This window comes from Alloalcanivorax marinus (genome assembly GCF_016906305.1).
GTDB classification, from domain to species: domain Bacteria; phylum Pseudomonadota; class Gammaproteobacteria; order Pseudomonadales; family Alcanivoracaceae; genus Alloalcanivorax; species Alloalcanivorax marinus.
Genome location: NZ_JADDOL010000016.1, coordinates 45,943 through 67,343, shown reverse-complemented (window position 1 = coordinate 67,343; position 21,401 = coordinate 45,943). Strand labels below are relative to the sequence as shown.

Below are 21,401 nucleotides of genomic sequence, written 5' to 3'. Positions count from 1 at the left end.
CCCTTGCCAAGGATGCCCCCTATGCCCCGCCCGCTTCTCGCTTTGCTGTGTTGCCTGGCGGCGCCGGCCTTCGCCGCCGAGAGCAGCGCCCCGGTCTCCCCGGCGGAGGATCCGGCCACCGCCCGCCTGCAGGAACAGAACGAATGCCTGCTGCGCGCCGCGCGCACCGTGGGCGACGACGTCACCGCCGAACAATTGCGCGCCTGGTGCCTGGATGACGCGCCCCGGCCCGAGCAACGCTCGCCCCACGAGGACGCCCTGCGCACCCGGCTGGCCCTGGAACGCTCCAGCCAGGACAACCCCTTCGTGATCACGCCGCACCGGCGCAATTACCTGCTGCCCTACAGCCACTGGTCCAACCCCAAGTGGAACGACCCGGACCGCCGGGGCCAGGAGCTGGATTCCAAGGAGGTCAAATTCCAGATTTCCCTGAAGGCACCTCTGTACAGCGATTTCTGGGACGGCAGCACCCTGTACATGGCGTTTACCGGGGTGTTCTTCTGGCAGGCCTACAACAAGAGCGAGTCGAGCCCGTTCCGGGAAATCAATTTCACCCCGGAAATCTTCCTGGCCAAACCGGTGGACTGGAAACTGGGCCCGGTGCAGAGCGAACTGCTGGCGTTCGGCTTCCGCCACGATTCCAACGGTGAGGACGAGCCCACCTCGCGCAGCTGGAACCGGCTCTACCTGCGGCATATCTCCCAGATCGGCCCGTACTATGTGTCGCTGATGCCCTGGTACCGGATTCCCGAGGACGACAAGGACTATCCGCTGGACCCACGCGGCGACAACAACCCGGACATCGAAAAGTACATGGGGCACTTCGAGCTGGAAGTGGCGCGGGCCTTCGGCAACCATGTGGTCGAGCTGATGGTGCGTAACAACCTGCGCTCGGACAACAAGGGCGCCGGCCGCGTCAATTACTCCTTCCCCATCAACGAGCGCTTCAAGGGGCTGGTGCAGGTGTTCACCGGCTACGGCGACTCCCTGATCAACTACGACGACTACGAGACCCGCTTCAGCCTGGGCATTCTGCTTACCGACACCCTATAGGGGCGCGGCGGGCAGCGGGTAGAGCCCGCCGTCCAGGGCCAGCACCACCCGCTCACCCCGGCCGGGGCGCACCGCCCAGCCGCCGGTGAGGCCGCCGAAGGCGGGCAGCACGGTGACCGCCTCGCGCAGCCAGAACACCGGCGCGCGCACCCCGTCGCCGGCGCCGCGCAGCCGGTAGGCCGGGTGCAGGTGGCCGCCCAGCACGTGACGGCCGGCCACCGGCTCCGGGTCGTGGCGCAATCGGAACGGCCCCAGATCCAGCTCGTCATGCCAGATCAAATCCAGGTCCAACCCCTCCGCGTGCCGGTCGTGGTTGCCGATCACCACCTCCGGCGTCAGCGTCGGGTGCGCCGCCCGCCAGCGCGGCCAGGCCGCCAGAAACGGTTCGCCGGGCCGCGGCCGGTGATGGAAGAAATCCCCCAGCACGATCAGCCGCTCTGGCCGGAAATGGCCGATCAGGGCGCTCAGCCGGTCCAGATCGGCGGCGCTGCCGCCGCCGGGCACCGCCAGCCCCTGGCGGCGCAGAAAAGCGCCCTTGCCGAAGTGAGTGTCGGCCACCAGCAGCGCCCGCTCCGCCGGGTAATACAGTGCCCGGTCGCCATGCAGCAGCACGGTTTCGCCGGCCAGGGGCAGCGTCAGAACGTCGCTCATCCGCCCCCCGCGCGCCGGTCGGCGTGTTTCTCCAAGCGCTCGGTCATGCGCGCCACCCGGTCCCGCCAGCTTTCCGTGCTGAGCCGGTTGCGCAGGCGCTCCACCCACAGTGGAAACGCCAGCGGCGTGAAGCGCTCCGGCTCGGTGAGGCACAGAGCCTGGTCCGCCACCCGCTCCAGCACGGCGCGCAGGCGGCCCAGTTCCAGCTGGCTTTCCAGCACTTCCCGGCGCGCCTGATCGAGCAGACGGTGGCCCGGGTCGTAGCGGTCCAGGGTGTCGTAGAGCAGGCCGCTGGAGGCCTGCAGCTGCTTGCCGGTTTTGCCCTTGCCCGGGTAGCCCTGGAACACCAGGCCGCTGATGCGGGCGATATCGCGGAACCGGCGCCGGGCCAGTTCGCTGGCGTTGAGCGCGGCCAGCACGTCCTCCACCAGCCGCTCCGGCGACAGCAGGGCGCGCCAGTCCGCGTCGGTCAGCGCCGGCAGGGCGCTGGCGGTGAGCAGTTCCAGCCCGTAATCGTTCACCGAGATCGAGAAGGTGGCCGGCAGCCGCTGGCCGAGGCGCCAGGCCAGCAGCGCCGCCAGCCCCTCGTGGGCCAGGCGCCCGGCGAACGGAAACAGGAACAGGTGGGTGCCCTCCCGGGAGCGGCTGCGCTCGATCAGCAGCCGGTGCCGGGACGGCAGCGCCGACTGGTCCAGCTGGGTTTCCAGGATCGACCGGATCGCCTGCACCTCCGGGTCCCGGTAGTCACCGCCGGCCACCTCCTCGAGGATCTCCAGCACCGTGTCCGCCAGCTCCGTGGACAGCGGCAGCCGCCCGCCCTGCCAGCGCGGCACCAGGGACCGGCGGCCCTTGGCGGCGCGCACATAGGCGATCATGTCGCGCACTTTCACCAGCTCCAGGGCGCGCCCGGAAAACAGGAAGGCGTCGCCGGGTTTGAGGCGGGCGATAAAGCTTTCCTCGATGGTGCCCAGGCCCGGGCCGCGCAGGAATTTCACCCGCATCTGATAGTCGCTGGTGATGGTGCCCACGGACATGCGGTGGCGACGGGCCAGCCCCTGGTCGGTGACCCGGTAGCGGCCGCCCTCTTCCACCACCCGCTGGAACTGAGGGTAATGTTCCAGCACCGGGCCGCCCCGGGTGATGAAGTCCAGGCACCACTGGAACTGTTCATCGGTGAGCGCGGCGAAGGCGTGGGTGGCGCGGGCCTCGGCCAGGGCGGCGCCGGGCTCGAAGCCGTCGCCCACCGCCAGGGTCACCAGATGCTGGACCAGCACGTCCAGACACAGGGTCAGCGGGCGGCGCGCCTCCACCCGGCCGGCGGCCCAGGCGCGGCGGGCGGCGGCGATTTCCACCAGCTCAAAGGCGTGGCTGGGCACACAGAGGATTTCGCTGTCGGCCCCGGGCCTGTGGCCGGAGCGGCCGGCGCGCTGCATCAGCCGCGCCACGCCCTTGGGGCTGCCCACCTGCACCACCCGGTCCACCGGCGAGAAATCCACACCCAGATCCAGGCTGGAGGTGCACACCACGCAGCGGAAGGCGCCCTCGCGCAGGCCCTGCTCCAGCTTCTGCCGCAGGGGCCGGTCGATGGAGCCGTGGTGCAGGCCGATTTCGGTGATCCACTCCAGCTTGTTTTTCGCCAGCGCCTCGAACCACAGTTCCGCCTGGGAGCGGGTGTTGGTGAACAGCAGCGCGCTCCGCCCCTGCTCCAGATAGTCAATCACCGGCTGGAGCTGCGACAGGCCCAAATGGCCGGCCCAGGGAAAGCGGTCCAGCCGCTCCGGGCACAGGCCACGCACGGTGAGGGTCTTGGCGCTGTCGCCGGCGATGCGTTCGCCGGCGTCCGCGTGCGGGCCCAGCAACACCGCCAGGGCTTCGTCCAGATTGCCCAGGGTGGCTGACAGCCCCCACACCGGCAGGCCGGGCCGGCGGGCGCGCAGCCAGGCCAGGCACAGCTCCAGCTGCACACCGCGCTTGCTGCCCAGCAGTTCGTGCCATTCGTCCACGATCACCGCGTCCAGGTGACGAAAGCGGTCCGCCGCCTGTTTGTAGGAGAGCAGCAGCGACAGGCTTTCCGGGGTGGTGATCAGCGCCTCCGGCAGGCGTTTGCGCTGGCGGGCGCGGGCGGCGGCGCCGGTGTCGCCGGTGCGGGTTTCCACTTTCCAGTCCAGGCCCACACCGTCCAAGGCGGCGCGCAGATTCTCGGCGGTGTCGGCGGCCAGGGCGCGCAGCGGCGTGATCCACAGCACCCGCAGGCCGGCCTGGCCGTCGTCACTCTCCAGCGCCCGGGACACCGGTCCCAGCCAGGCGGCCAGGGATTTGCCGGAGCCGGTGGGCGAGTGGATCAGCCCGGAGCGGCCCTGACGGAACGCCGCCCAGGCGCGGCGCTGAAACGGCGCCGGCGTCCAGCCCTGTTCCGCGAACCAGGCGTCGACGCGGGCCAGGCCGTCAGCTGCCGAAGGCATTCAGCAGCTCCTTCACCTGGGTCAGGCTGTCCGCCTGGTCCGGGGTCAGATCCTGGCGCCAGCGGGCGATGCGCGGGAAGCGCAGGGCAATGCCGGACTTGTGCCGCGACGACGGCTGAATGCCCTCGAAGGCGATCTCGAACACCTGGTGCGGGCGCAGGGAGCGCACCGGGCCGAACTTCTCCACCGTGTTGCGGCGGATCCAGCGGTCCAACTGGCCGATTTCCTGGTCGGTGAGGCCGGAGTAGGCCTTGGCGATGGGTACATAGCTGTCGCCGTCCGGCACCGCCAGGGTGTAGTCGGTGTACAGGTTGGCGCGGCGGCCGTGGCCGGGCTGGGCATAGAGCAGCACCGCGTCCAGGGTCAGCGGATCGAGCTTCCACTTCCACCAGTCGCCGCGCACCCGGCCGCTGCGGTAGGGGCTGTCGGCGCGCTTCAGCATCAGGCCCTCGACGCGGTGTGCGCGGCTGTTCTCGCGCAGGGCCGCCAGCGCCGCCCAGTCGTCCGCCCTTACCGTGGGGCTGAGCTTCAGGGCCGGCGCGTCGGTGTCCGCGATCAGCGTTTCCAGGGCGGCGCGCCGTTCGCTGAGCGGCCGTGCCCGCCAGTCGCGGCCCTGGTACTCAAGCAGATCGTAGGCCAGAAACGCCACCGGCACCTCGCGCAGCAGTTTGTCGCCGACCTTCTTGCGCTGGATACGCCGTTGCATCTCGGAGAACGGCAGCACGCCGTCCTTCCAGGCCACCAGTTCGCCGTCCAGCACCACCTCCGGCAGCGCCCCGGCGGCGGCCTCCACCTCCGGGAAACGCCCGGCCATGGGTTCCTCGCCCCGCGACCACAGCCACACCTGATTGGGCTCGGCGTCCGCCGGCCGGGCGATCAGCTGGGCGCGGATGCCGTCCCACTTCCATTCCGCCTGCCAGTCGGTGAGCGGTCCCAGGCTGGGCGGCTCACTTTCCAGCGGCGAGGCGAGGAAGAACGGGTAGGGCTGGCCGTCACGCTCCTCGCGCCGTTCCTCGCTGAGCAGGTGGCGGTAGAAATCGGCGGACGGTTCGAACTCGCCCATCAGCCGGCGGGCGATCAGCGCCCGGGGCCGGTCGCTCAGCTCCGCCAGGGCGCGCTCCACCAGACCCCGGGACACGCCCACCCGCAGGCTGCCGGTGAGCAGCTTGTTGTAGAGAAAACAGGCGGACCGGGGCAGCCGCCGCCAATGGGCCAGCACCCGGGCCTTCTGGTCCTGCTCGTCCAGGCCGCGCAGGGCCAGCACGCCCTCTTCCACCCACTCGGCCAGACTGCCTTCCACCGCCGGGCGGTCCTCGCCGTCGTCCATGAGCAGGCTGACGGTTTCCGCCAGATCGCCCACGTGCTGGTAGGTCTCCTCCACCAGCCAGTCCGGCAGGCCGCTGGCCTCGCCGAGCCAGTCGCGCAGCTTGCGCGCGCCGATCAGGCGCTTCATGCGCCGGCCGGTGAGCACGTACACCGCCCAGGCGCCGTCCGTGGGCCCGACCTGCTCGAAGTAGTCTTTCATTGCGTCCAGCTTGACGCGGGTGCGAGTGGTGGCGTCCAGCTCGGCGAACAGGGCGGCGAAGGCCTGCATCAGTCGTCCTCCCCGCCGTACAGGGTGCTCAGGGCGCGGGCATCCACGCCCTCCACTTCGCGGAGGTAACGCACCAGCTCGTCGCTGCGGCCGTGGGTGGTGAGCACGGTGCGCGCGCCGCAGTCGCGGACGGTTCGCAGCAGCGCCGGCCAGTCGGCATGGTCGCTCAGTTCGAAGCCGTAATCGTAGCCGCGCCGGCGACGGTTGCCGCGAATGCGCATCCAGCCGGAGGCGAAGCCGGTGCTGGCATTCTTGAAGCGGCGCATCCAGGGGCTGCCGGCGGCGGAGGGTGGCGCCAGGATCAGCGCGCCGCTGAAGTCGTGGCCGCGCGGCAGCGCGGACACCGGCTCGGTGGGCAGCATGGTCACCCCGGCCCGCCGGTACAGTTCGGTCAACGGCACCATGGCGCCGTGCAGGTGGACGGTGCGATCGGTGTGCGCGGTCAGCGCCGCCAGCACCCGCTGGGCCTTGCCCAGGGCGTAGGTGAACAGAACGCAGGGCCGGTCCGGGTGCGCCGACCACCAGTGGTGGATGCGCTCGCCGACCCGCTCCACCGGCGGCCAGCGGTAGCAGGGCAGCGCGAAGGTGGCTTCGGTGATCAGGGTGTCGCAGGGCACCACCTCGAAGGGCGCGCAGGTGGGGTCGGCGTCCCGTTTGAAGTCGCCGGTGAACACCCAGACCCGGCCGTCGTCGTGCTCCACCCGCACCTGGGAGGAACCCAGCACGTGGCCGGCGGAATGCAGACTGACGCGTACCGCGCCGAAGCGGCGCCGCTCGCCGTAGTCGAGGGGTTCGAAATCCTGGTTGCCGAGCCGGTGGCGCAGCAGGGGCACGCCGTCGGCCTGGGCGAAGTAGCGCTGGCTGCCGGTGCGCGCGTGGTCGGCGTGGGCGTGGGTGAGCACCGCCCGGGGGACCGGGCGCCAGGGATCAATGTGGAAGTCGCCGGCGGCGCAGTACAGGCCCTGGTCCGTGGGCACGATCAGCGGCGGCGTGGACTGGTCCTTCGTCATGGGGACAGTGTGCCCGGAGAATGGTGATTCCGTCGTGAAAAATTCGGGGGTGCTTTGCAAACAAAGGTTGAACCCTCGGTAGAGGCCGCGCGGCTCCGTGGTTGGGGCGGGTGGGGCGGGTGTTCACGGGGTCTGGGCGCGGGCGTGGTTAGGCTGGCCGGGTTTCCATGGAGCGAGGAAGGCGGTATGGGGAAAGTCCGTTTGATCACCGGCGCCAGCGGCGGGATCGGTGGTGCGCTGACGCGGCGCTGCCTGGAGGCCGGGGATACCGTGTTCGCGGTCAGCCGGCGGCCGGGCGAGGGCCGGGCGCCGGTGGCTCATGGAGAGCAGCGGCTGATCCCGGTGGCGGCGGATCTGACCCGGGAACAGGACATCGCCGCGTTGATGGAGCGGGTGGCCGGGGCCGGCGAGCCGCTGGACAGTCTGATTCACTGCGCCGGCGTGTTGCACGACGAGGCCCACGGGCTGGCGCCGGAGAAGCGTTTGGAGGATCTGGACGGCGCCGCCCTGGCCCGCGCCTTCGCGCTCAACGCCAGCGCGCCCATGCTGCTGGCCAAACACGGCCTGCCGCTGCTGCGTGGTGGCCAACGGGCGGTGTTCGCCTCCCTGTCCGCGCGGGTCGGCAGCATCGCCGACAACCGGCTCGGCGGCTGGTACGCCTACCGGGCCTCCAAGGCGGCCCAGAATCAGTTTATCCGCACCTTCGCGGTGGAAGCGCGGCGCCGGGCGCCGGGTCTGATCGTGCTGGCGCTGCATCCGGGCACCGTGGACACCGCCCTGTCACGCCCGTTTCAGCGCAATGTGCCGGAGGGAAAGCTGTTTACCCCGGACTTCGCCGCGGAGCGGCTGCTGGGCCTGATCGACGGCGCCGGCGAGGCGGACAGCGGCCGCTTCCTGGCCTGGGACGGCAAGGACATTCCCTGGTGAGCCACCACAAAGCCACCCTGCCCGAGAAGACCTGCCCGGTGTGCGGCCGGCCGTTCCGCTGGCGGCGCAAGTGGGCCCGCGACTGGGACCGGGTGGTGTACTGCTCAGAACGCTGCCGGAGGCGCCGCCGATGACCACGCTGCTGTGGCTGCGCCGGGATCTGCGTCTGGACGATCAGCGCACCCTGGCGGAGGCGGCCCGGGATCCGCGACTGCTGCCGGTGTTCTGCCTGGCGCCGGACCCGGCCGACGGTCCGGGGGGCCTGCCGCGTCGGGGCCCGCACCGGGACCGGTTTCTGCGCGAAACCCTGCGCGCCCTGGGCGACGCCCTGCGCGCCCGGGGCAGCGATCTGCTGGTGGTGGAGGCGGCGCCGGAGCAGGCGCTGCCGGACCTTTGCCGGTGCTTCGCGGTGGACCGGGTGGTGGTGGGCCGGGAACCGGGCAGCGAGGAAAGCGACCAGGTGGCGCGGCTGGCCACCTTGCTGCCGTGCCCGCTGCGGGAGATCGAGGAGGGCGGCCTGCTGGACGCGGCGGCGTTGCCGTTCGCGGTGGACGCCCTGCCGGACACCTTCAGCGCCTTCCGCCGGCAGGTGGAGAGCCACGCCCGGGTGGAGCCGCCCCGGCCGGCGCCGTCACGGCTGCCGCCGGTGCCCGCCGGCGCGCGCGGCACGGCGGTGGCGCCGGGACCCGCCGGGCACGATCCCCGGGCGGTGATGGTGTTCCGTGGCGGCGAGGCCGCCGGCCAGCGCCACCTGCACACCTATCTGTGGCGCTGGCGCGCCCTGCGCCACTACAAAGCCACCCGCAACGGCCTGCTGCGCGCCGACGACTCCAGCAAGCTGTCGCCGTGGCTGGCCAGCGGCGCCCTGTCCGCCCGCCGGGTCTATCACGAGACCCTGCGCTTCGAGGCCCTGCACGGCGGCGACGACAATACCTACTGGCTGCGCTTCGAGCTGCTCTGGCGGGAGTATTTTCGCTGGGTGCTGTACCGCCACGGCGGGGCCCTGTTCCGGCGGCGGGGTCTGCGCGACCAGCCGCCGGCCTGCCGGCCCGACGACGCGCGCTGGCGGGCCTGGCGCGACGGCCGTACCGGGGTGCCGCTGATCGACGCCGGCCTGCGGGAGCTGAGCGCCACCGGCTTCGTCTCCAACCGGCTGCGCCAGAATCTGGCCAGCTTTCTGGTCCATGAACTGGCCCAGGACTGGCGGCTGGGCGCCGCCTGGTTCGAGGCCTGCCTGATCGATTACGACCCGGCCAGCAATTGGGGCAACTGGGCCTATCTGGCCGGGGTCGGCAACGATCCCCGCGGCCACCGCTGGTTCAATGTGCTGAGCCAGGCGGAGCGCTACGACCCTCACGGTGACTACGTGGCGCGCTGGCTGCCGGAGCGGGCGGCGCTGCCGGCGGACCGGCGGCACCGCCCGGAGCGCCCTCTGGTGGCGCCCTGGACGCGGCCCTGAGGGCGCCGCTCAGGGCAGCCGGTCCAGGGTGCGCTTGCGCAGGTCTTCCAGGGCGTCGCTGAAACTCACCGGGTAGGGCGCGTCGGCGCGGGCGGTGCCGCGCAGCGCCGCCGGCAGGGAGGCCAGTTCCCGGCGCAGGCGCTCGCGGGCGGCGTCCGGGTCCGGCGGCGGCACCACCGGCGCGCCGTCGGCCACCACGGTGCGCAGCAGCGGCTCGCCGTGGCGTTCCTCGTCGGCGGCGGTGATCTCGTCACCCACCAGCCGACCCTCGCCGTCGTACTGCCGCCAGACCTGCTTGGCGCCAGGATAGACCGGCTTGCCCGGCGACGCCTTGAGGCGCGGCCGGCCGTCGTACTCGGTGAGTTTGTAGGCGAAATCCAGGGACGGCGCGTCCGCCACCGAACCCATTTCGGTGCCCACGCCGAAGCCGTCGATGGGGGCGCCGCCGGCCACCAGATCGGCCACCTTCCATTCGTCCAGGCCGCCGCTGACCACCACGCGGATACGCGACAGGCCGGCGCCGTCCAGCTTGTCGCGCACCGCCCGGGCCAGCGCCGCCAGATCACCGGAATCGATGCGCAGCGCGCCCACGTCCAGGCCCTCGTCGCGCACCAGCCCGATCACCTTGTCGGTGGCGGCCAGGGCGTCGTAGGTGTCGATCAGCAGGGTGGTGCCCGGGTAGTCCCGGGCATAACGCCGGAACGCCTCGGTCTCGTCGTCGAACGACTGGATGTAGGAGTGGGCCATGGTGCCGCGCAGCGGCAGGTCGAAGGTGAGCCCGCCCAGCACATTGCTGGTGGCCTGGATGCCCGCCACCCGGTAAGCCCGCACGCTGCGCCAGGCGGCCTCCAGGCCGTGCATGCGGCGCATGCCGAAGTCCAGCACCGGGGCGTCGCCGGCGGCCAGCACCACCCGCGCCGCCTTGGAGGCGAGCAGGGTTTCCAGGTTGACGTAATTCATCAGCAGGCTTTCCAGCAGCTGCCCTTCCGCCACCGGGGCGCGCAGTTCCAGCAGCGGCTCCTGGGGGAACACCAGGGAGCCCTCCGGCAGCGCGCGCACCTCGCCGCTGAAGCGGAAGCCGGCCAGCCAGTCCAGGAATTCATCGCGGAAACCCAGCGGCGCCAGGCGGCGCACCTGCTCCTCGGGAAAGCGCAACTCGCTGATCAGCCGGGCGGCGTGCTCCTGGCCACAGGCCACGGCGAAATTACGCTGGCCGGGCAACACCCGGTAGAACAGGCTGAACACCGCCTCGCCCCGCCGGTGGTCCAGGTGGTAGGCCTGGGCCATGTTCAGTTCGTAGAGATCGGTGAGCAGACCCAGTTCGTCCGCCCGGGGCCAGACTGCGGTCATCGGCGCTTCCTTCGGCTGGTGGTATCAAACACCGCTATGGATTGCACTGCGGCGGGCGCTTTTCAAGGCCCGGCGTCGTGTTTCAGCGGGTCAGGGCATCGAGCACGGTACGATGGGCCGCCAGGGCGGCGGCGTCGAACAGCACGAAACGGATCCGTTTGACCCGGGTCAGGGCGGCGCTTTCCGCCACCACCGTGGACACCGCGCAGCGCGCCGCGTCCTCCAGCGGATACCCGAAGGCACCGGTGGACAGGGCCGGGAAGGCCAGGCTCTCCAGCCCCTCCCGCTCCGCCAGCCGCAGGGCGTTGCGGTAGCAGTCCGCCAGCAACCGCTCGGCGGGCTCGTCCCGACCGTACACTGGCCCCAGGCAGTGGATCACATAACGGTTGGGCAGGCCATGGCCGCCGCTGATCACGGCCTGGCCGGGGCGGATCGGCGCCATCGGCGCGCATTCCTCGGCCAGCCCCGGCCCGGCGGCCCGGTGCAGGGCGCCGGCCACGCCGCCGCCGGTGCGCAATTGCGCGTTGGCGGCGTTGACCACCGCGTCCATGTCGGTCTGCGCGGCAATGTCGCCTTGCCGGCATTCTATGCTCACCTGGGCCATGACGGGCTTCCTGGCATCGCGGCCCGGCTCGGGTATGATCCGCTGCGGGCCTGTGTGTTTAAAACAGCGTGAATGGGAGAACTCTATGCGAACTCTGGCTCGAATCGGCGTGCTGGGCCTGCTTGCCCTGCTCGGCGCCTGCCAGACCCTCACCGGGCTGGAAGCCCCGGAGGTGAACCTGTCCAGTCTCCGCCTGGAGCAGGTCAGCGTGTTTGAGCAACAGTGGCAGGTGGTGCTGCGCGCGCGCAACCCCAACGACCGCGACCTGACGCTAAAAAGTCTGGATTACGAGCTGTTCGTCAACGGTGAGAAGCTGGCCCGCGGCCTGACCGGCGACGACGTGACCTTGCCGGCCATGGGCGACGCCCTGGTGAGCACCCGCATCACCACCAGCCTGATGCAGACCCTGGGCAAGCTGAAGGGCTTGCAGCAGGAGCCGGGCGCACCGCTGGACTACCGCATCAAGGGCACCGCCCGGGTCAAGGGCCTGGCCTTTCCGCTGAACTTCGATCAGCGCGGCGAATTCCGGCTGCCGGACACGGTGCCGCTGCGCTGAGGTAAAGGGCCGCTGCGCTGATATAACGCCGCTGCGCGCATACAGGGCCGCTGCGCTGACCCCAAACGACCCAACCTGACCCGGGCGGCCCCCGCGCCGAGCGTTCCGGTCATGCCCCGGCGCCGGCGGGCGGGCTACAGTGAGGTTTCTCCAGCAGCCGGTTATCTGGCAGGGGCCTTTCTATGCAACCGGACTTTCAGGTGGCCATCATCGGCGCCGGCTTTGGCGGGCTGGGCATGGCCATCGAACTGAAAAAACGCGGCCGCCATTCCCTGGTGATTCTCGAAAAAGCCGACGGCGTGGGCGGCGCCTGGCGGGACAACACCTACCCCGGCGCCGCCTGCGACGTGCCCTCGCACCTGTATTCCTTTTCGTTCTCCCGCAAGTTCGACTGGTCGCGGCGTTTCGCGCCCCAGGCGGAGATCCTCGACTACCTTCAGCAGTGCGTGCGCGACCATGACCTGGCGCCGCATCTGCGTTTTCACTGTGAAGTGCGCGGCGCCCGTTTCGACGAAAGCGACAACCTCTGGCACATCGACACCGCCGACGGCCCGCTCACCGCCCGCGCCTTGATCACCGCCACCGGCCAGCTGAACCGGCCCGCCTGGCCCCGGCTGCCCGGCCTGGATCGTTTTCAGGACGCCGCCTTCCACAGCGCCCGCTGGGACCACGACGTGGATCTGGCCGGCAAGACCGTGGCGGTGGTGGGCACCGGGGCCAGCGCCATCCAGTTCGTGCCGGAGGTGGCGCGGGTGGCGGCCCGGGTAAAGCTGTTCCAGCGTTCCGCCGCCTATGTGATTCCCAAACCGGACCGGCCCTATTCCGCCCTGGAGCACGCCCTGATGCGGCGCTTTCCGGTGCTGCAGCGCCTGGACCGGGCGCGCATCTACGCGCAGAACGAGAGCCGGGTGCTGGGTTTCACCGCCCTGCAGGGGGTGATGCGGGTCTACGAGTGGCTGTTCCGGCGTTACCTGCGGCGCACCATCAGCGACCCGGCCCTGCGCGACACCCTGACGCCGGACTACCCCATGGGCTGCAAACGCATCCTGATCTCCAATGACTATTTCCAGGCCATCGAGCGCCACGGTATCGAGGTGCACGCCGGCGGCGTGACGGCGGTGGACGAAACCGGGGTGGTGGACGCCCGGGGACGGCATCACGACGCCCAGGTGCTGATCCTGGGCACCGGCTTCCAGGCCACGGATTTTCTGGCGCCCATGACCATCACCGGCCGCCAGGGCCGCGACCTCAACCAGGCCTGGCGGGACGGCGCCGAGGCCTACCTGGGCATCAGCGTGAGCGGTTTCCCCAATCTATTCATGCTGTACGGCCCCAACACCAACCTGGGCCACAACTCCATCGTCTACATGCTGGAGTCGCAGATCGCCTATGTGCTGAGTGCCCTGGAAATCCTGGAACGGCCCGGCGTGGATCGGCTGGAGGTGTCCGCCGGCGTGCAGGACCGCTTCAACCGGGACCTGCAGCGGCGGCTGCGCGATACCGTCTGGGAGCGCGGCTGCGAGAGCTGGTACAAGACCGCCAGCGGCAAGAACACCAACAACTGGCCCGGTTTCACCTTCCAGTACCGGCGCCGCACCCGACGATTGGATCCCCGCGATTATGAGTTGTATCCGTGAAAACGGCGGCGAGGCCCCGGGGCCGTCGCAACGCCTGATCGCCGCCACCCTGCGCGGCGCCCTGAAAAGCCTGCTGAGCCCCGCCTTCCAGGCGCGGGCGCCGGTGTCGCTGCAGCGGCGCTGGCTGGCCACCGTGGCGCGGGCCACCCTGCCCGCCCGGGGCGTGCCCCGGCACCCGACCCGTTTCGCCGGGGTGCCGGTGGAGGTGGTGGGCCAGGGCCGCGCCGGCACCGTGCTGTACCTGCACGGCGGCGGCTACATCGCCGGCGGCCCGGCCACCCACCGGGCCCTGACCACCCGGCTGGCGAAGGCGCTGGACGCCACCGTGATGGTGGTGGACTACCGGCTGGCGCCGGAGCATCCCAGCCCGGCGGCCCTGGACGACACCCTGGCGGTGTACCGGGCGCTGCTGGACCACGGCCACCGGCCGGAGCGGCTGGCGGTGGCCGGCGATTCCGCCGGCGGCGGCCTGAGCCTGGCGTTCCTGCAGCACCTCCGGGACGGTGGCGCGCTGCCGTTGCCGGCGGCCGGCGTGCTGCTGTCGCCGTGGCTGGATCTGACCCTGGCGCACACGCCGGAGCACGTGGCCGGCGAGGCCATGCTCAGCCGCGCCTGGCTGGATTTCGCCGCCCGGGCCTACGCCGGCGAGCGCCGGGACCGGCCGGAGGTGTCGCCGCTGCTGGGCGATCTGAACGGGCTGCCGCCGCTGCTGATCCAGTGCGGCGGCGACGAGATTCTCGGCGCCGACAGCGAACGGCTGGCCGACGCCCTGGACCGGGCGGACACCGAGGGCCGCTACCAACGGTTCGCGGGTCGCTGGCATGTGTTCCAGCTGCACGCCGGGGTGCTGGCCGACGCGGACCGGGCGCTGACCTCGATCCGCGATTTCCTGGCCGGCCATTTCCACGGGGAGGCACGCCCATGAACCGCATTCTGATCACCGGCGCCGCCAGCGGCATCGGCCTGGCCACCGCCCAGCGCTTCCACGCCCGGGGCTGGCAGGTGGGGCTGGTGGACGTCAACGACAATGCCCTGCGCTCGGTGCACGCCGAACTGGGCGCCGACACCTGGTTCCAGGCGGTGGACGTGACCGATCCGGCCGCCTGCCGGGCCGCCGCCGACGCCTTCGCCGCCCAGGCCGGCGGCCTGGACGTGCTGTTCAACAGCGCCGGGCTGCTGCATATGGGACCGGTGGAAGAGGTGTCCCTGCTGAACCACCACCGCACCCTGGACATCAACGTGAAAGGGGTGCTGCACATGAGCCTGGCGTGCCTGCCTCACCTCAAGCGGTCGACCCGGCCCCGGGTGCTGAACATGAGCTCCGCCTCGGCCCTGTACGGCGTGCCGGACCTGGCGGTGTATTCCGCCTCCAAGTTCGCGGTGCGCGGCCTCACCGAGGCGCTCAATCTGGAATGGCGGCGGCACGGCATCGTGGTGCAGGATCTGATGCCGCCGTTCGTGAACACGCCGATGGTCACCGGCCAGCGCTACCGGGCGGCGGTGGTGGACCGCATGGGGGTCAAGCTGAACGCCGACGACGTCGCCCGGGCGGCGGAACAGGCGCTGGACAGCGGCAAGGTCCACACCCCGGTGGGCCTGCCGTTCCGGGTCACGGTGTTACTGGAAAAACTGGCGCCGCGCTGGGTCACCCGGGAGCTGATGCGCCGGCTGAGCCGCTGACCGGCGCGGCTATTCCTCGCCCCAGTGGATCACCACCCGGCGGCGGCCCCAATCGCGGGCCGCGTCCAGGTCCTCGCCCATGTAGATGTCGATCTTGTTCTGCCAGCGGCTGTGCATCTTGTCGCGCACGTACCAGACTCCGTCCAGGCCCTCGATGCGCACCGGAGTGCCGTAATCCAGGCCGGCGCCGATCAGGTCCCGGGACACGGCGATGGCCTTCATGCCGGGCACCAGGGTATCGCCCCAGGCGGCCACGCTGTGGTCGTTGCCGCCGCCCTGGCCCTCCAGGGAATTGTAGGCGGTGGCGGTGACCGTGGTGGTTTCCTTGAACGCTTCGGCGGGGGGATGCTGCGCCGTCGCCGGCCACGGCGCCGCCACCGCCAGCACGGCCAGCAACGCGGCGGCCGCCCGGAGCCGGCGCGCCGGTTGGGTTCTGAACCCGCCCTTCACCTCGATGTCGGCATACTTTGTCGATGTCATCGCGATTCCTGGTTTGTCTGTTGATGCCGTTCGCCCTTTCCGCCTGCGCCACGGTCCCCGCGCCGCCTCCGCCGGAACCCCGGATCTGGTCCGCCGAGGGCCCGCCGCGGGCCGTGCTGGTCGCTCTGCACAGTTTCGGCGACCACGACGACGCCTTCAATCTGGCGGCGCCGGCCCTGGCCGACGCCGGCTACACCGTGTACGCCTTCGACCAGGCCGGCTTCGGCGACCGCACTCTCCTGGATGGCCGCTGGGCCGGCGAGCAGCGGCTGGTGGCGGACGCCGCCGACCTGGTGCGGCGGGCGGCCCGCCAGCACCCGGACCAGCCCCTCTATCTGCTCGGCGAAAGCCTGGGCGGCGCCGTGGCCATCCTGGTGGCGGCGCGCCACCCGGAGCTGCCGGTGGACGGCCTGATTCTGGCCGCGCCGGCAGTGCGCGAAGGCATTCGACTGCGCTACGGCTGGAACGTTCTGATCGCCACCGCCGCCACCCTGGCGCCGGGCTACAAACTGAACGTGTCGCGCCCGCCGGACGACCCCCGGCTGGCGCCCGCCGCCGCCCGGCGCCTGGCGGACGACCCCCAGGTGATGCGCCGGGTGCGCATGGACGCCTACTGGGGGCTGATCAAGCTGGCGGACAGCGCCAGCGACGCGGCACCCGGGCTGACCCGCCCCACCCTGGTGCTGTACGGCGGTGAGGACACCTCGGTGCCGGCCATCGGCATCCGGCGGCTGAACCAGCACCTGGGCGAACGGGGCGATTATCGATACTTCGCCGACGGCCCGCACCTGCTTTTGCAGGGCCGCCACTGGCCGGCGGTGGTGGACGCCATCGAGCAGTGGCTGGCCACCTTGCCCCACTGACAGGGGGCCGGCGGCGTTCAGGCCCCGGCGATCACCGCGAATTTGCTAGGATCGAACCTCCCTCTTTCCAGGAGACAGCCGCACCATGAGCAAACGGGTTCTGATCACCGGTGGCAATTCCGGCATTGGTTTGTGCACCGCCGAGCAACTGGCGGCCCGCGGCGCGGAAGTGATTCTCGCCTGCCGCGACCGGGCCAAGGGGCAGGCGGCCCTGGCACGCATCAAGCACAACAGCCCGGACGCCCGGGTACGGGTGGTGAGCCTGGATCTGGCGGACCTGAACCGGGTGCGCGGCGTGGCCGGCCAGCTCAACGACGAACTGGACGGCCTGGACGTGCTGATCAACAACGCCGGCGTGGTGCCGCGCCGGCAGCAGTTCACCGCCGACGGCTTCGAGATGCAGTTCGGGGTCAATTACCTGGCGCCGGTGCTGCTCACCCATCTGCTGCTGCCGCTGCTGCAGCAGCGTCCCGGCGCGCGGGTGGTGCATGTGGCCTCGGTGGCCCACTGGCTGGGGCGCATCAACCCGGGCACCTGGCGCGGGCGCCGGCCCTATCTGATGCTGGACGCCTACGGGCAGTCCAAGCTGGCCAATATTCTGTTCAGCGACGTGCTGGCCCAGCGCCTGGCCGCCCAGGACATCACCAGTAACGCGCTGCACCCGGGCGGCGTGGACACGCCGATTTTCCGGTACACGCCGGAACTGCTGATGAAAGCCATCCGCCCCACCCTGACCACCCCGGAAAACGCCGCGCGCCTGCCGGTGAGCCTGGCCCTGGACGACCGCTACAACGGCGTCACCGGCGGCTATTTCGACGCCAAGGGCCCGGCCGCCCGGTCACCGCGGGCGCGCAACAAGGCCAGCGGCGAAAAACTCTACCGGGAAAGCATGAAGCTGCTGGGCATCAATCCCCTGTAAAGGGCGCCCGCTCCAGGGCCTGCTCGGCCACGGTGCGCTGCAGACCGGGGTAGAGGTCCAGGAACACCGCCTCCAGACGCTCGTAGTGGCACTCGATATCCGCCTGGCAGCCCTGGAACCGGTTGGCGAAGCGCACCCGGGCGGCGATGCGGTCCAGCGCCCGCCCCACCGTGTCCAGTTCGGCGTAATGGCGCACCCAGTCCTGGGCCACCATGCGCTCCACCACCGCCCGCATGGGCACCGGCATCAGTGCCCGCCCTTCGCCCAGCAGGCGGTAGTCCCGGTCGATGGCCCGGTGCAGGGGCTCATCGTGGAAGCGGTCCCAGTGACGCACCAGAAAATGATCGAACAGCACGTCCAGGGCGACCCCGGCGAAGCGCCGCCGGGGCGCGGCGAACAGCCGCCGGCTGTGGCGCACCGGCGGGTGGTCGTCGGTGACCCGGTCCACCAGCCGGTGATTGAGCAGGCCGCGCCGCACCGGCTCGGGCAAGGCCTCCTCGCGCACGCCGCGCATGAAATCGCCGAGCAGATTGCCCACCTTGGATTCGGCGGTGGGCTGGGCCAGGGCCAGATGGGCGAAGTAGTTCACGGCCCGCCCCGCGCCATCAGAAAGCGCAGATTCTGGCGCACCGCCGGCCATTCCTGATTGATGATCGAGAACACCACCGTGTCCCGGTAGACGCCGTCCTCGCTCACCGTGTGGTTGCGCAGCACGCCGTCCTGCTTGGCGCCGAGCCGGGCGATGGCCGCCCGGGAGGCGCGGTTGTGCCAGTGGGTGCGGAACTCCACGGCGATGGCGTCCAGGGTTTCAAAGGCGTGGCGCAGCAACAGCCATTTGCACTCCGTGTTGACGCCGGTGCGCTGGTGGGCGGCGGCGTACCAGGTGTGCCCCAGCTCCAGGCGGCGATGGTCCTCGTCGACGCGGAAAAAGCGGGTGCTGCCAATCACCCGGCCGCTGGCTTTGTGGCGCACCGCGAACGGCAGATCGCCCTGATCACGGCCGGCCAAAGCGGCATCAATGTAGGCCGCCACCCGGTCCGGGGACGGCGCGAAGGTAAACCAGAGTTTCCAGAGTTCGCCATCCTGGCAGGCGTCGATCAGGTCGTCGGCGTGGGCCGCCGTCAGCGGCTCCAGCGTGACCCGATCGCCTTCCAGGATGACCGGTTCGATCCAGCGGGCCATGGCGGCTCCCGGCGTGATAACAGAAGCTTGAGCATAGCGGAAGGCGCCGCGCGACGCAGGCCGCGCGGCGCCTTCCTTTATTGCGGCTTGGCGGCGGGGGTTTCCATCTGCTGACGGGTGCGGGCCAGGGCCGGGGCCACCGCGTCGCACCGGTCGGCGCCCTGGTCACAGGCCACGCAATCGGCGGCGGCGCTGGCGGCCATGGTCAGATTGACCCGGTAGGCCAGCTGCGGCAGCTTGGCGGCGCGGTCGCGCAGGGCCACCGCCTGCTCGTGGAGCGCGCCGTGCTCGGCGCGGCAGGTTTTCAGGGCACTCTCGTCGGCGGGGTCGTAGCCCTTCTTCAGGGCCTGGCCGCTGGCGTGCAGGGACTCCAGCTCGGCGATCATGCCGTTGATCCGTTCCGGGTTTTCCGGCGCCACGGCCAGGGCCGGGCCGGCCAGGCACAGGGCCAGGGCGGAAATCAGCAGGCGTTTCATGGGTACACTCCTTTTTTATTGTTCGGGGTGGTCGTCCTTCGGACCCGGGCCGGGACGACCCGGGCCGTGCTCTGAGACCCGTCGACGCGTCGCGAGTTCAGCCCGGGGGCCAGGAGAACGGGCGCCCGCCCAGTACGTGCACGTGCAGGTGGAAAACGGTCTGGCTGGCGCCGGCGCCGTTGTTGACGTTGAGCCGGAAATCCTCGAGCCCCTGTTCGCGGGCCACCTGGCCGGCCACCAGCAGCAGATGGCCGAGCAGTTCCTTGTCCTCCTGGTCGGCGTCGGACAGCTTGGGGATCGGCTTGCGCGGAATCACCAGAAAATGGGTGGGCGCCTGCGGATTGATGTCCTTGAAGGCCAGGCACTGATCGTCCTCGTAGACGATGTCGGCGGGAATCTCCCGGTCGATGATCTTGGAAAAGATGGTCTCGCTCATGCTCGTTCTCTCCGGCCTCTGGCGTGAAAGGCCCAACCATAGAACACGGCGGCCTTCACGTCGATGCGTGTTCCGGGTCACACCATGACCATGCGGGAACGGCAATTTACAAAACCCGGGGTGAGACCGGAGCATCGCTGCGACTATAATGGCCGCCCTGCTTGCAACCCCTTTCAATGAAGAGCTTATGGCCACCCTGTTCGTCGAAAACCTGACCGTGGTGGACTTCTCCTATCTGCACGCCAAACGCGGCATGGTGGGGGAGTCCTGGATCGTCGACCTGGAGCTGTCCGGCGATCTGGATGCCCAGGGCATGGTGTTCGATTTCGGACGCATCAAGAAAACCGTCAAACACACCGTGGACGAGCGCGTCGACCATCGGCTGCTGGTGCCCGCCGACAACGATCAGCTCGATCTTCACACCCGGGACGACGGCCATCTGGCCCTGACCTGGCGGTACCTGGCCGGGGAAATCCGCATGGTGACCCCCGCCGGAGGCGTGCTGGAACTGCCCGGCCATGAGATCAGCAAGGCCGGCGTCACCCTCTACCTGATGGACCTGATCCGCGACGCGGTGCCGGACAACGTCAGCGAGATCCACGTGATCCTGCGCGAGCAGGACACCGGCACCGCGCCTTTCTACCACTACTCCCACGGCCTCAAGAAGCACGACGGCAACTGCCAGCGCATCGCCCACGGCCACCGTTCCGGCATTGAGATTTTCGAGAACGGCCGCCGCAGCCGCTATTGGGAAAAGCTCTGGGCGGACCGCTGGGAAGACATCTACATCGGCACGCGGGAAGACCTGGAAGGCACCTATTACGTGGAGGAAACGCCGCATCACCGGTTCCGCTACGACGCCCCCCAGGGCCACTTCGAGCTGGTGATTCCGGAGGACCACTGCTACCTGGTGGATTGCGATTCCACGGTGGAGAACCTGGCCGAACACATCGCCGGGGAACTGGCCCGGGAGGCACCGGGCAAACGGTTCCGGGTGCGCGCCTTCGAGGGCGTGGGCAAGGGCGCCATCGCCGAGGCCGGCGAGGACAATCCGCGCCTGGCCAAGGGCGGCTGGCTCACCGGCTCGTCGGTCTTTTAGGCCGGCGTCAGGGGTCTTCCGCCAGAATCCGTTCCGCTTCTTCCTGAATCAGCCGGCGCAGCCAGCGGTGGGCGGCGTTGTGATGCAGCAGCGGCGACCAGGCCATTTTCAGTTCGAACTCGGGAATCTCGAACGGCGGCGGTTTGATGATCAGCTGCGGGTTCTGCGCCTGCATGCGCGCCACCCGGCTGGGCAGCGTGGCCACCAGGTCGTTGTTCATGGCCAGCAGACCGGGCATCTGATAGTGGCGGGTAAAGATGGTGATCTTGCGGCTGCGGCCCAGCCGCTGCAGGGCATGGTCGATCCAGCCCAGGCCGCCGAGCTTTTCCGGGTTCATGCCGAAACCCACCCCGAAACCGGTCTTGGACACCCAGATGTGCTGGGCGGACAGGTAGCTGTCCAGGTCGAAATGGCGGGCGATGGGGTTGTCCCGGTTGAGCAGGCAGGAGAAGGCGTCCCGCCACAGCGTCACCTGGTGGAAGGAGCCGGGGATCTCGTTGAAGCGGTTGATGGCCATGTCCACCCGCCCCTGCTCCATGTCCGGGTAGCTCACGTCCGACGGGGTGACGAAATCCAGCACCACCTCGGGCGCCTCCTCGCGCAGCCGGCGCACGATGTGCGGCACCAGGGTGCCCTCGGCGTAATCGCTGGTCATGATGCGGAACACCCGGCGGCTTTCCGCCGGCCGGAAGCCGTCCTCCGGCGTGAACAGGGACTCCGCCTGGGCGATCAGCTGCCGTACCAGCGGCTGCAGCTCCTGGGCCCGGTCGGTGGCGGTCATGCCTTCGCTGGTGCGAATCAGCAGCGGGTCGCCGAACATCAGCCGCAGCCGCTTGAGGCTGTTGCTCATGGCCGGCTGGGTGATGCCCAATTGCTCGGCGGCGCGGGTCACGTTCTTTTCGCGCAGAAGCACATCCAGGTACTTGAGCAGATTGAGATCGGCGCTGGCGATGTTCATGAAGG

The 21,401-nt window shown here is 70.2% G+C and carries 23 protein-coding genes; 11 read left to right on the top strand and 12 right to left on the bottom strand.

Annotated features, from left to right (window positions below):
- Nucleotides 1-21: 21 nt before the first annotated feature.
- Nucleotides 22-1,053, top strand: coding sequence for a phospholipase A (locus tag IM760_RS13695; protein WP_204430284.1), 1,032 nt, complete (start codon nt 22-24; stop codon nt 1,051-1,053).
- On the opposite strand, the gene pdeM is transcribed toward IM760_RS13695, so the two are convergent.
- From pdeM to IM760_RS13675, 4 genes are read right to left on the bottom strand one after another with little or no spacing between them, the layout of a single operon-like run.
- Nucleotides 1,048-1,704 (bottom strand): ligase-associated DNA damage response endonuclease PdeM, encoded by a 657-nt coding sequence (gene pdeM / locus IM760_RS13690; protein ID WP_204430282.1) that lies wholly within the window; start codon nt 1,702-1,704, stop codon nt 1,048-1,050. The genes IM760_RS13695 and pdeM overlap by 6 nt on opposite strands.
- Entirely contained in the window at nt 1,701-4,166 is a 2,466-nt protein-coding gene (locus tag IM760_RS13685) for a ligase-associated DNA damage response DEXH box helicase (protein WP_204430280.1), read from the bottom strand. The genes pdeM and IM760_RS13685 overlap by 4 nt, the downstream gene beginning before the upstream one ends.
- Nucleotides 4,150-5,760, bottom strand: a complete 1,611-nt coding sequence (locus tag IM760_RS13680; protein WP_204430278.1) for an ATP-dependent DNA ligase — start codon at nt 5,758-5,760, stop codon at nt 4,150-4,152. Before IM760_RS13680 ends, IM760_RS13685 begins: the two co-directional genes overlap by 17 nt.
- Entirely contained in the window at nt 5,760-6,770 is a 1,011-nt protein-coding gene (locus tag IM760_RS13675) for a ligase-associated DNA damage response exonuclease (RefSeq protein WP_204430273.1), read from the bottom strand. Before IM760_RS13675 ends, IM760_RS13680 begins: the two co-directional genes overlap by 1 nt.
- A 186-nt stretch (nt 6,771-6,956) precedes the next feature.
- Between IM760_RS13675 and IM760_RS13670 the strand changes: the two genes are divergently transcribed.
- The 3 genes from IM760_RS13670 to IM760_RS13660 are packed head-to-tail and all read left to right on the top strand — an operon-like array spanning nt 6,957 to nt 9,156.
- Nucleotides 6,957-7,697 (top strand): SDR family NAD(P)-dependent oxidoreductase, encoded by a 741-nt coding sequence (locus IM760_RS13670; RefSeq protein WP_204430272.1) that lies wholly within the window; start codon nt 6,957-6,959, stop codon nt 7,695-7,697.
- Nucleotides 7,694-7,831 carry a DUF2256 domain-containing protein gene (locus tag IM760_RS13665; RefSeq protein WP_204430269.1) on the top strand — a complete coding sequence of 46 codons (138 nt, stop codon included), beginning with the start codon at nt 7,694-7,696 and terminating at the stop codon, nt 7,829-7,831. Before IM760_RS13670 ends, IM760_RS13665 begins: the two co-directional genes overlap by 4 nt.
- Nucleotides 7,828-9,156 carry a DASH family cryptochrome gene (locus IM760_RS13660; RefSeq protein ID WP_204430268.1) on the top strand — a complete coding sequence of 443 codons (1,329 nt, stop codon included), beginning with the start codon at nt 7,828-7,830 and terminating at the stop codon, nt 9,154-9,156. Before IM760_RS13665 ends, IM760_RS13660 begins: the two co-directional genes overlap by 4 nt.
- A gap of 9 nt (nt 9,157-9,165) precedes the next feature.
- Here the strand turns inward: IM760_RS13660 and IM760_RS13655 are convergent, their stop codons facing one another.
- Both IM760_RS13655 and IM760_RS13650 read right to left on the bottom strand, forming a co-directional pair.
- Nucleotides 9,166-10,506, bottom strand: a complete 1,341-nt coding sequence (locus IM760_RS13655) for a nicotinate phosphoribosyltransferase (RefSeq protein ID WP_204430261.1) — start codon at nt 10,504-10,506, stop codon at nt 9,166-9,168.
- A gap of 82 nt (nt 10,507-10,588) precedes the next feature.
- Entirely contained in the window at nt 10,589-11,110 is a 522-nt protein-coding gene (locus tag IM760_RS13650) for a macro domain-containing protein (RefSeq protein WP_204430259.1), read from the bottom strand.
- A gap of 85 nt (nt 11,111-11,195) precedes the next feature.
- Between IM760_RS13650 and IM760_RS13645 the strand changes: the two genes are divergently transcribed.
- The 4 genes from IM760_RS13645 (at nt 11,196) to IM760_RS13630 (ending at nt 14,983) form a co-directional block, all read left to right on the top strand.
- On the top strand, nt 11,196-11,666 hold the full coding sequence (locus IM760_RS13645) for an LEA/WHy family protein (protein WP_204430257.1): 471 nt from the start codon (nt 11,196-11,198) through the stop codon (nt 11,664-11,666).
- 182 nt (nt 11,667-11,848) lie between these two features.
- Nucleotides 11,849-13,303, top strand: a complete 1,455-nt coding sequence (locus IM760_RS13640) for a flavin-containing monooxygenase (RefSeq protein WP_204430255.1) — start codon at nt 11,849-11,851, stop codon at nt 13,301-13,303.
- The gene (locus tag IM760_RS13635; protein WP_204430253.1) at nt 13,287-14,228 is read left to right on the top strand and encodes an alpha/beta hydrolase; all 942 of its coding nucleotides are present in this window, start codon (nt 13,287-13,289) and stop codon (nt 14,226-14,228) included. Before IM760_RS13640 ends, IM760_RS13635 begins: the two co-directional genes overlap by 17 nt.
- On the top strand, nt 14,225-14,983 hold the full coding sequence (locus IM760_RS13630) for an SDR family oxidoreductase (RefSeq protein ID WP_204430251.1): 759 nt from the start codon (nt 14,225-14,227) through the stop codon (nt 14,981-14,983). Before IM760_RS13635 ends, IM760_RS13630 begins: the two co-directional genes overlap by 4 nt.
- A 9-nt stretch (nt 14,984-14,992) precedes the next feature.
- On the opposite strand, the gene IM760_RS13625 is transcribed toward IM760_RS13630, so the two are convergent.
- Entirely contained in the window at nt 14,993-15,463 is a 471-nt protein-coding gene (locus tag IM760_RS13625; RefSeq protein WP_239549837.1) for a 3D domain-containing protein, read from the bottom strand.
- A 23-nt stretch (nt 15,464-15,486) separates the two neighbouring features.
- On the opposite strand from IM760_RS13625, the gene IM760_RS13620 reads away from it, so the two are divergent.
- Complete coding sequence (locus IM760_RS13620) at nt 15,487-16,326, top strand: alpha/beta fold hydrolase (protein ID WP_204430249.1); 840 nt, start codon at nt 15,487-15,489, stop codon at nt 16,324-16,326.
- Nucleotides 16,327-16,411: 85 nt separating this feature from the next.
- Nucleotides 16,412-17,245, top strand: a complete 834-nt coding sequence (locus tag IM760_RS13615) for an SDR family NAD(P)-dependent oxidoreductase (protein WP_204430245.1) — start codon at nt 16,412-16,414, stop codon at nt 17,243-17,245.
- On the opposite strand, the gene IM760_RS13610 is transcribed toward IM760_RS13615, so the two are convergent.
- The 4 genes from IM760_RS13610 to IM760_RS13595 form a co-directional block, all read right to left on the bottom strand.
- A complete protein-coding gene (locus tag IM760_RS13610; protein WP_204430241.1) occupies nt 17,232-17,834 on the bottom strand; it encodes an ACP phosphodiesterase in 603 nt (200 codons plus the stop codon). The two genes, IM760_RS13615 and IM760_RS13610, sit on opposite strands and share 14 nt — an antisense overlap.
- A complete protein-coding gene (locus IM760_RS13605; RefSeq protein ID WP_204430239.1) occupies nt 17,831-18,427 on the bottom strand; it encodes a GNAT family N-acetyltransferase in 597 nt (198 codons plus the stop codon). Before IM760_RS13605 ends, IM760_RS13610 begins: the two co-directional genes overlap by 4 nt.
- Nucleotides 18,428-18,504: 77 nt before the next feature.
- Nucleotides 18,505-18,903 carry a hypothetical protein gene (locus IM760_RS13600; protein ID WP_204430237.1) on the bottom strand — a complete coding sequence of 133 codons (399 nt, stop codon included), beginning with the start codon at nt 18,901-18,903 and terminating at the stop codon, nt 18,505-18,507.
- 97 nt (nt 18,904-19,000) lie between these two features.
- Nucleotides 19,001-19,339, bottom strand: coding sequence for a histidine triad nucleotide-binding protein (locus tag IM760_RS13595; protein ID WP_204430235.1), 339 nt, complete (start codon nt 19,337-19,339; stop codon nt 19,001-19,003).
- Between the two features lie 187 nt (nt 19,340-19,526).
- On the opposite strand from IM760_RS13595, the gene IM760_RS13590 reads away from it, so the two are divergent.
- Nucleotides 19,527-20,438: a 6-pyruvoyl trahydropterin synthase family protein gene (locus IM760_RS13590; RefSeq protein ID WP_204430233.1), complete on the top strand. Its 912-nt coding sequence runs from the start codon at nt 19,527-19,529 to the stop codon at nt 20,436-20,438.
- Nucleotides 20,439-20,445: 7 nt separating this feature from the next.
- On the opposite strand, the gene IM760_RS13585 is transcribed toward IM760_RS13590, so the two are convergent.
- A complete protein-coding gene (locus IM760_RS13585; RefSeq protein WP_204430231.1) occupies nt 20,446-21,396 on the bottom strand; it encodes a LysR family transcriptional regulator in 951 nt (316 codons plus the stop codon).
- Nucleotides 21,397-21,401 lie beyond the last annotated feature (5 nt).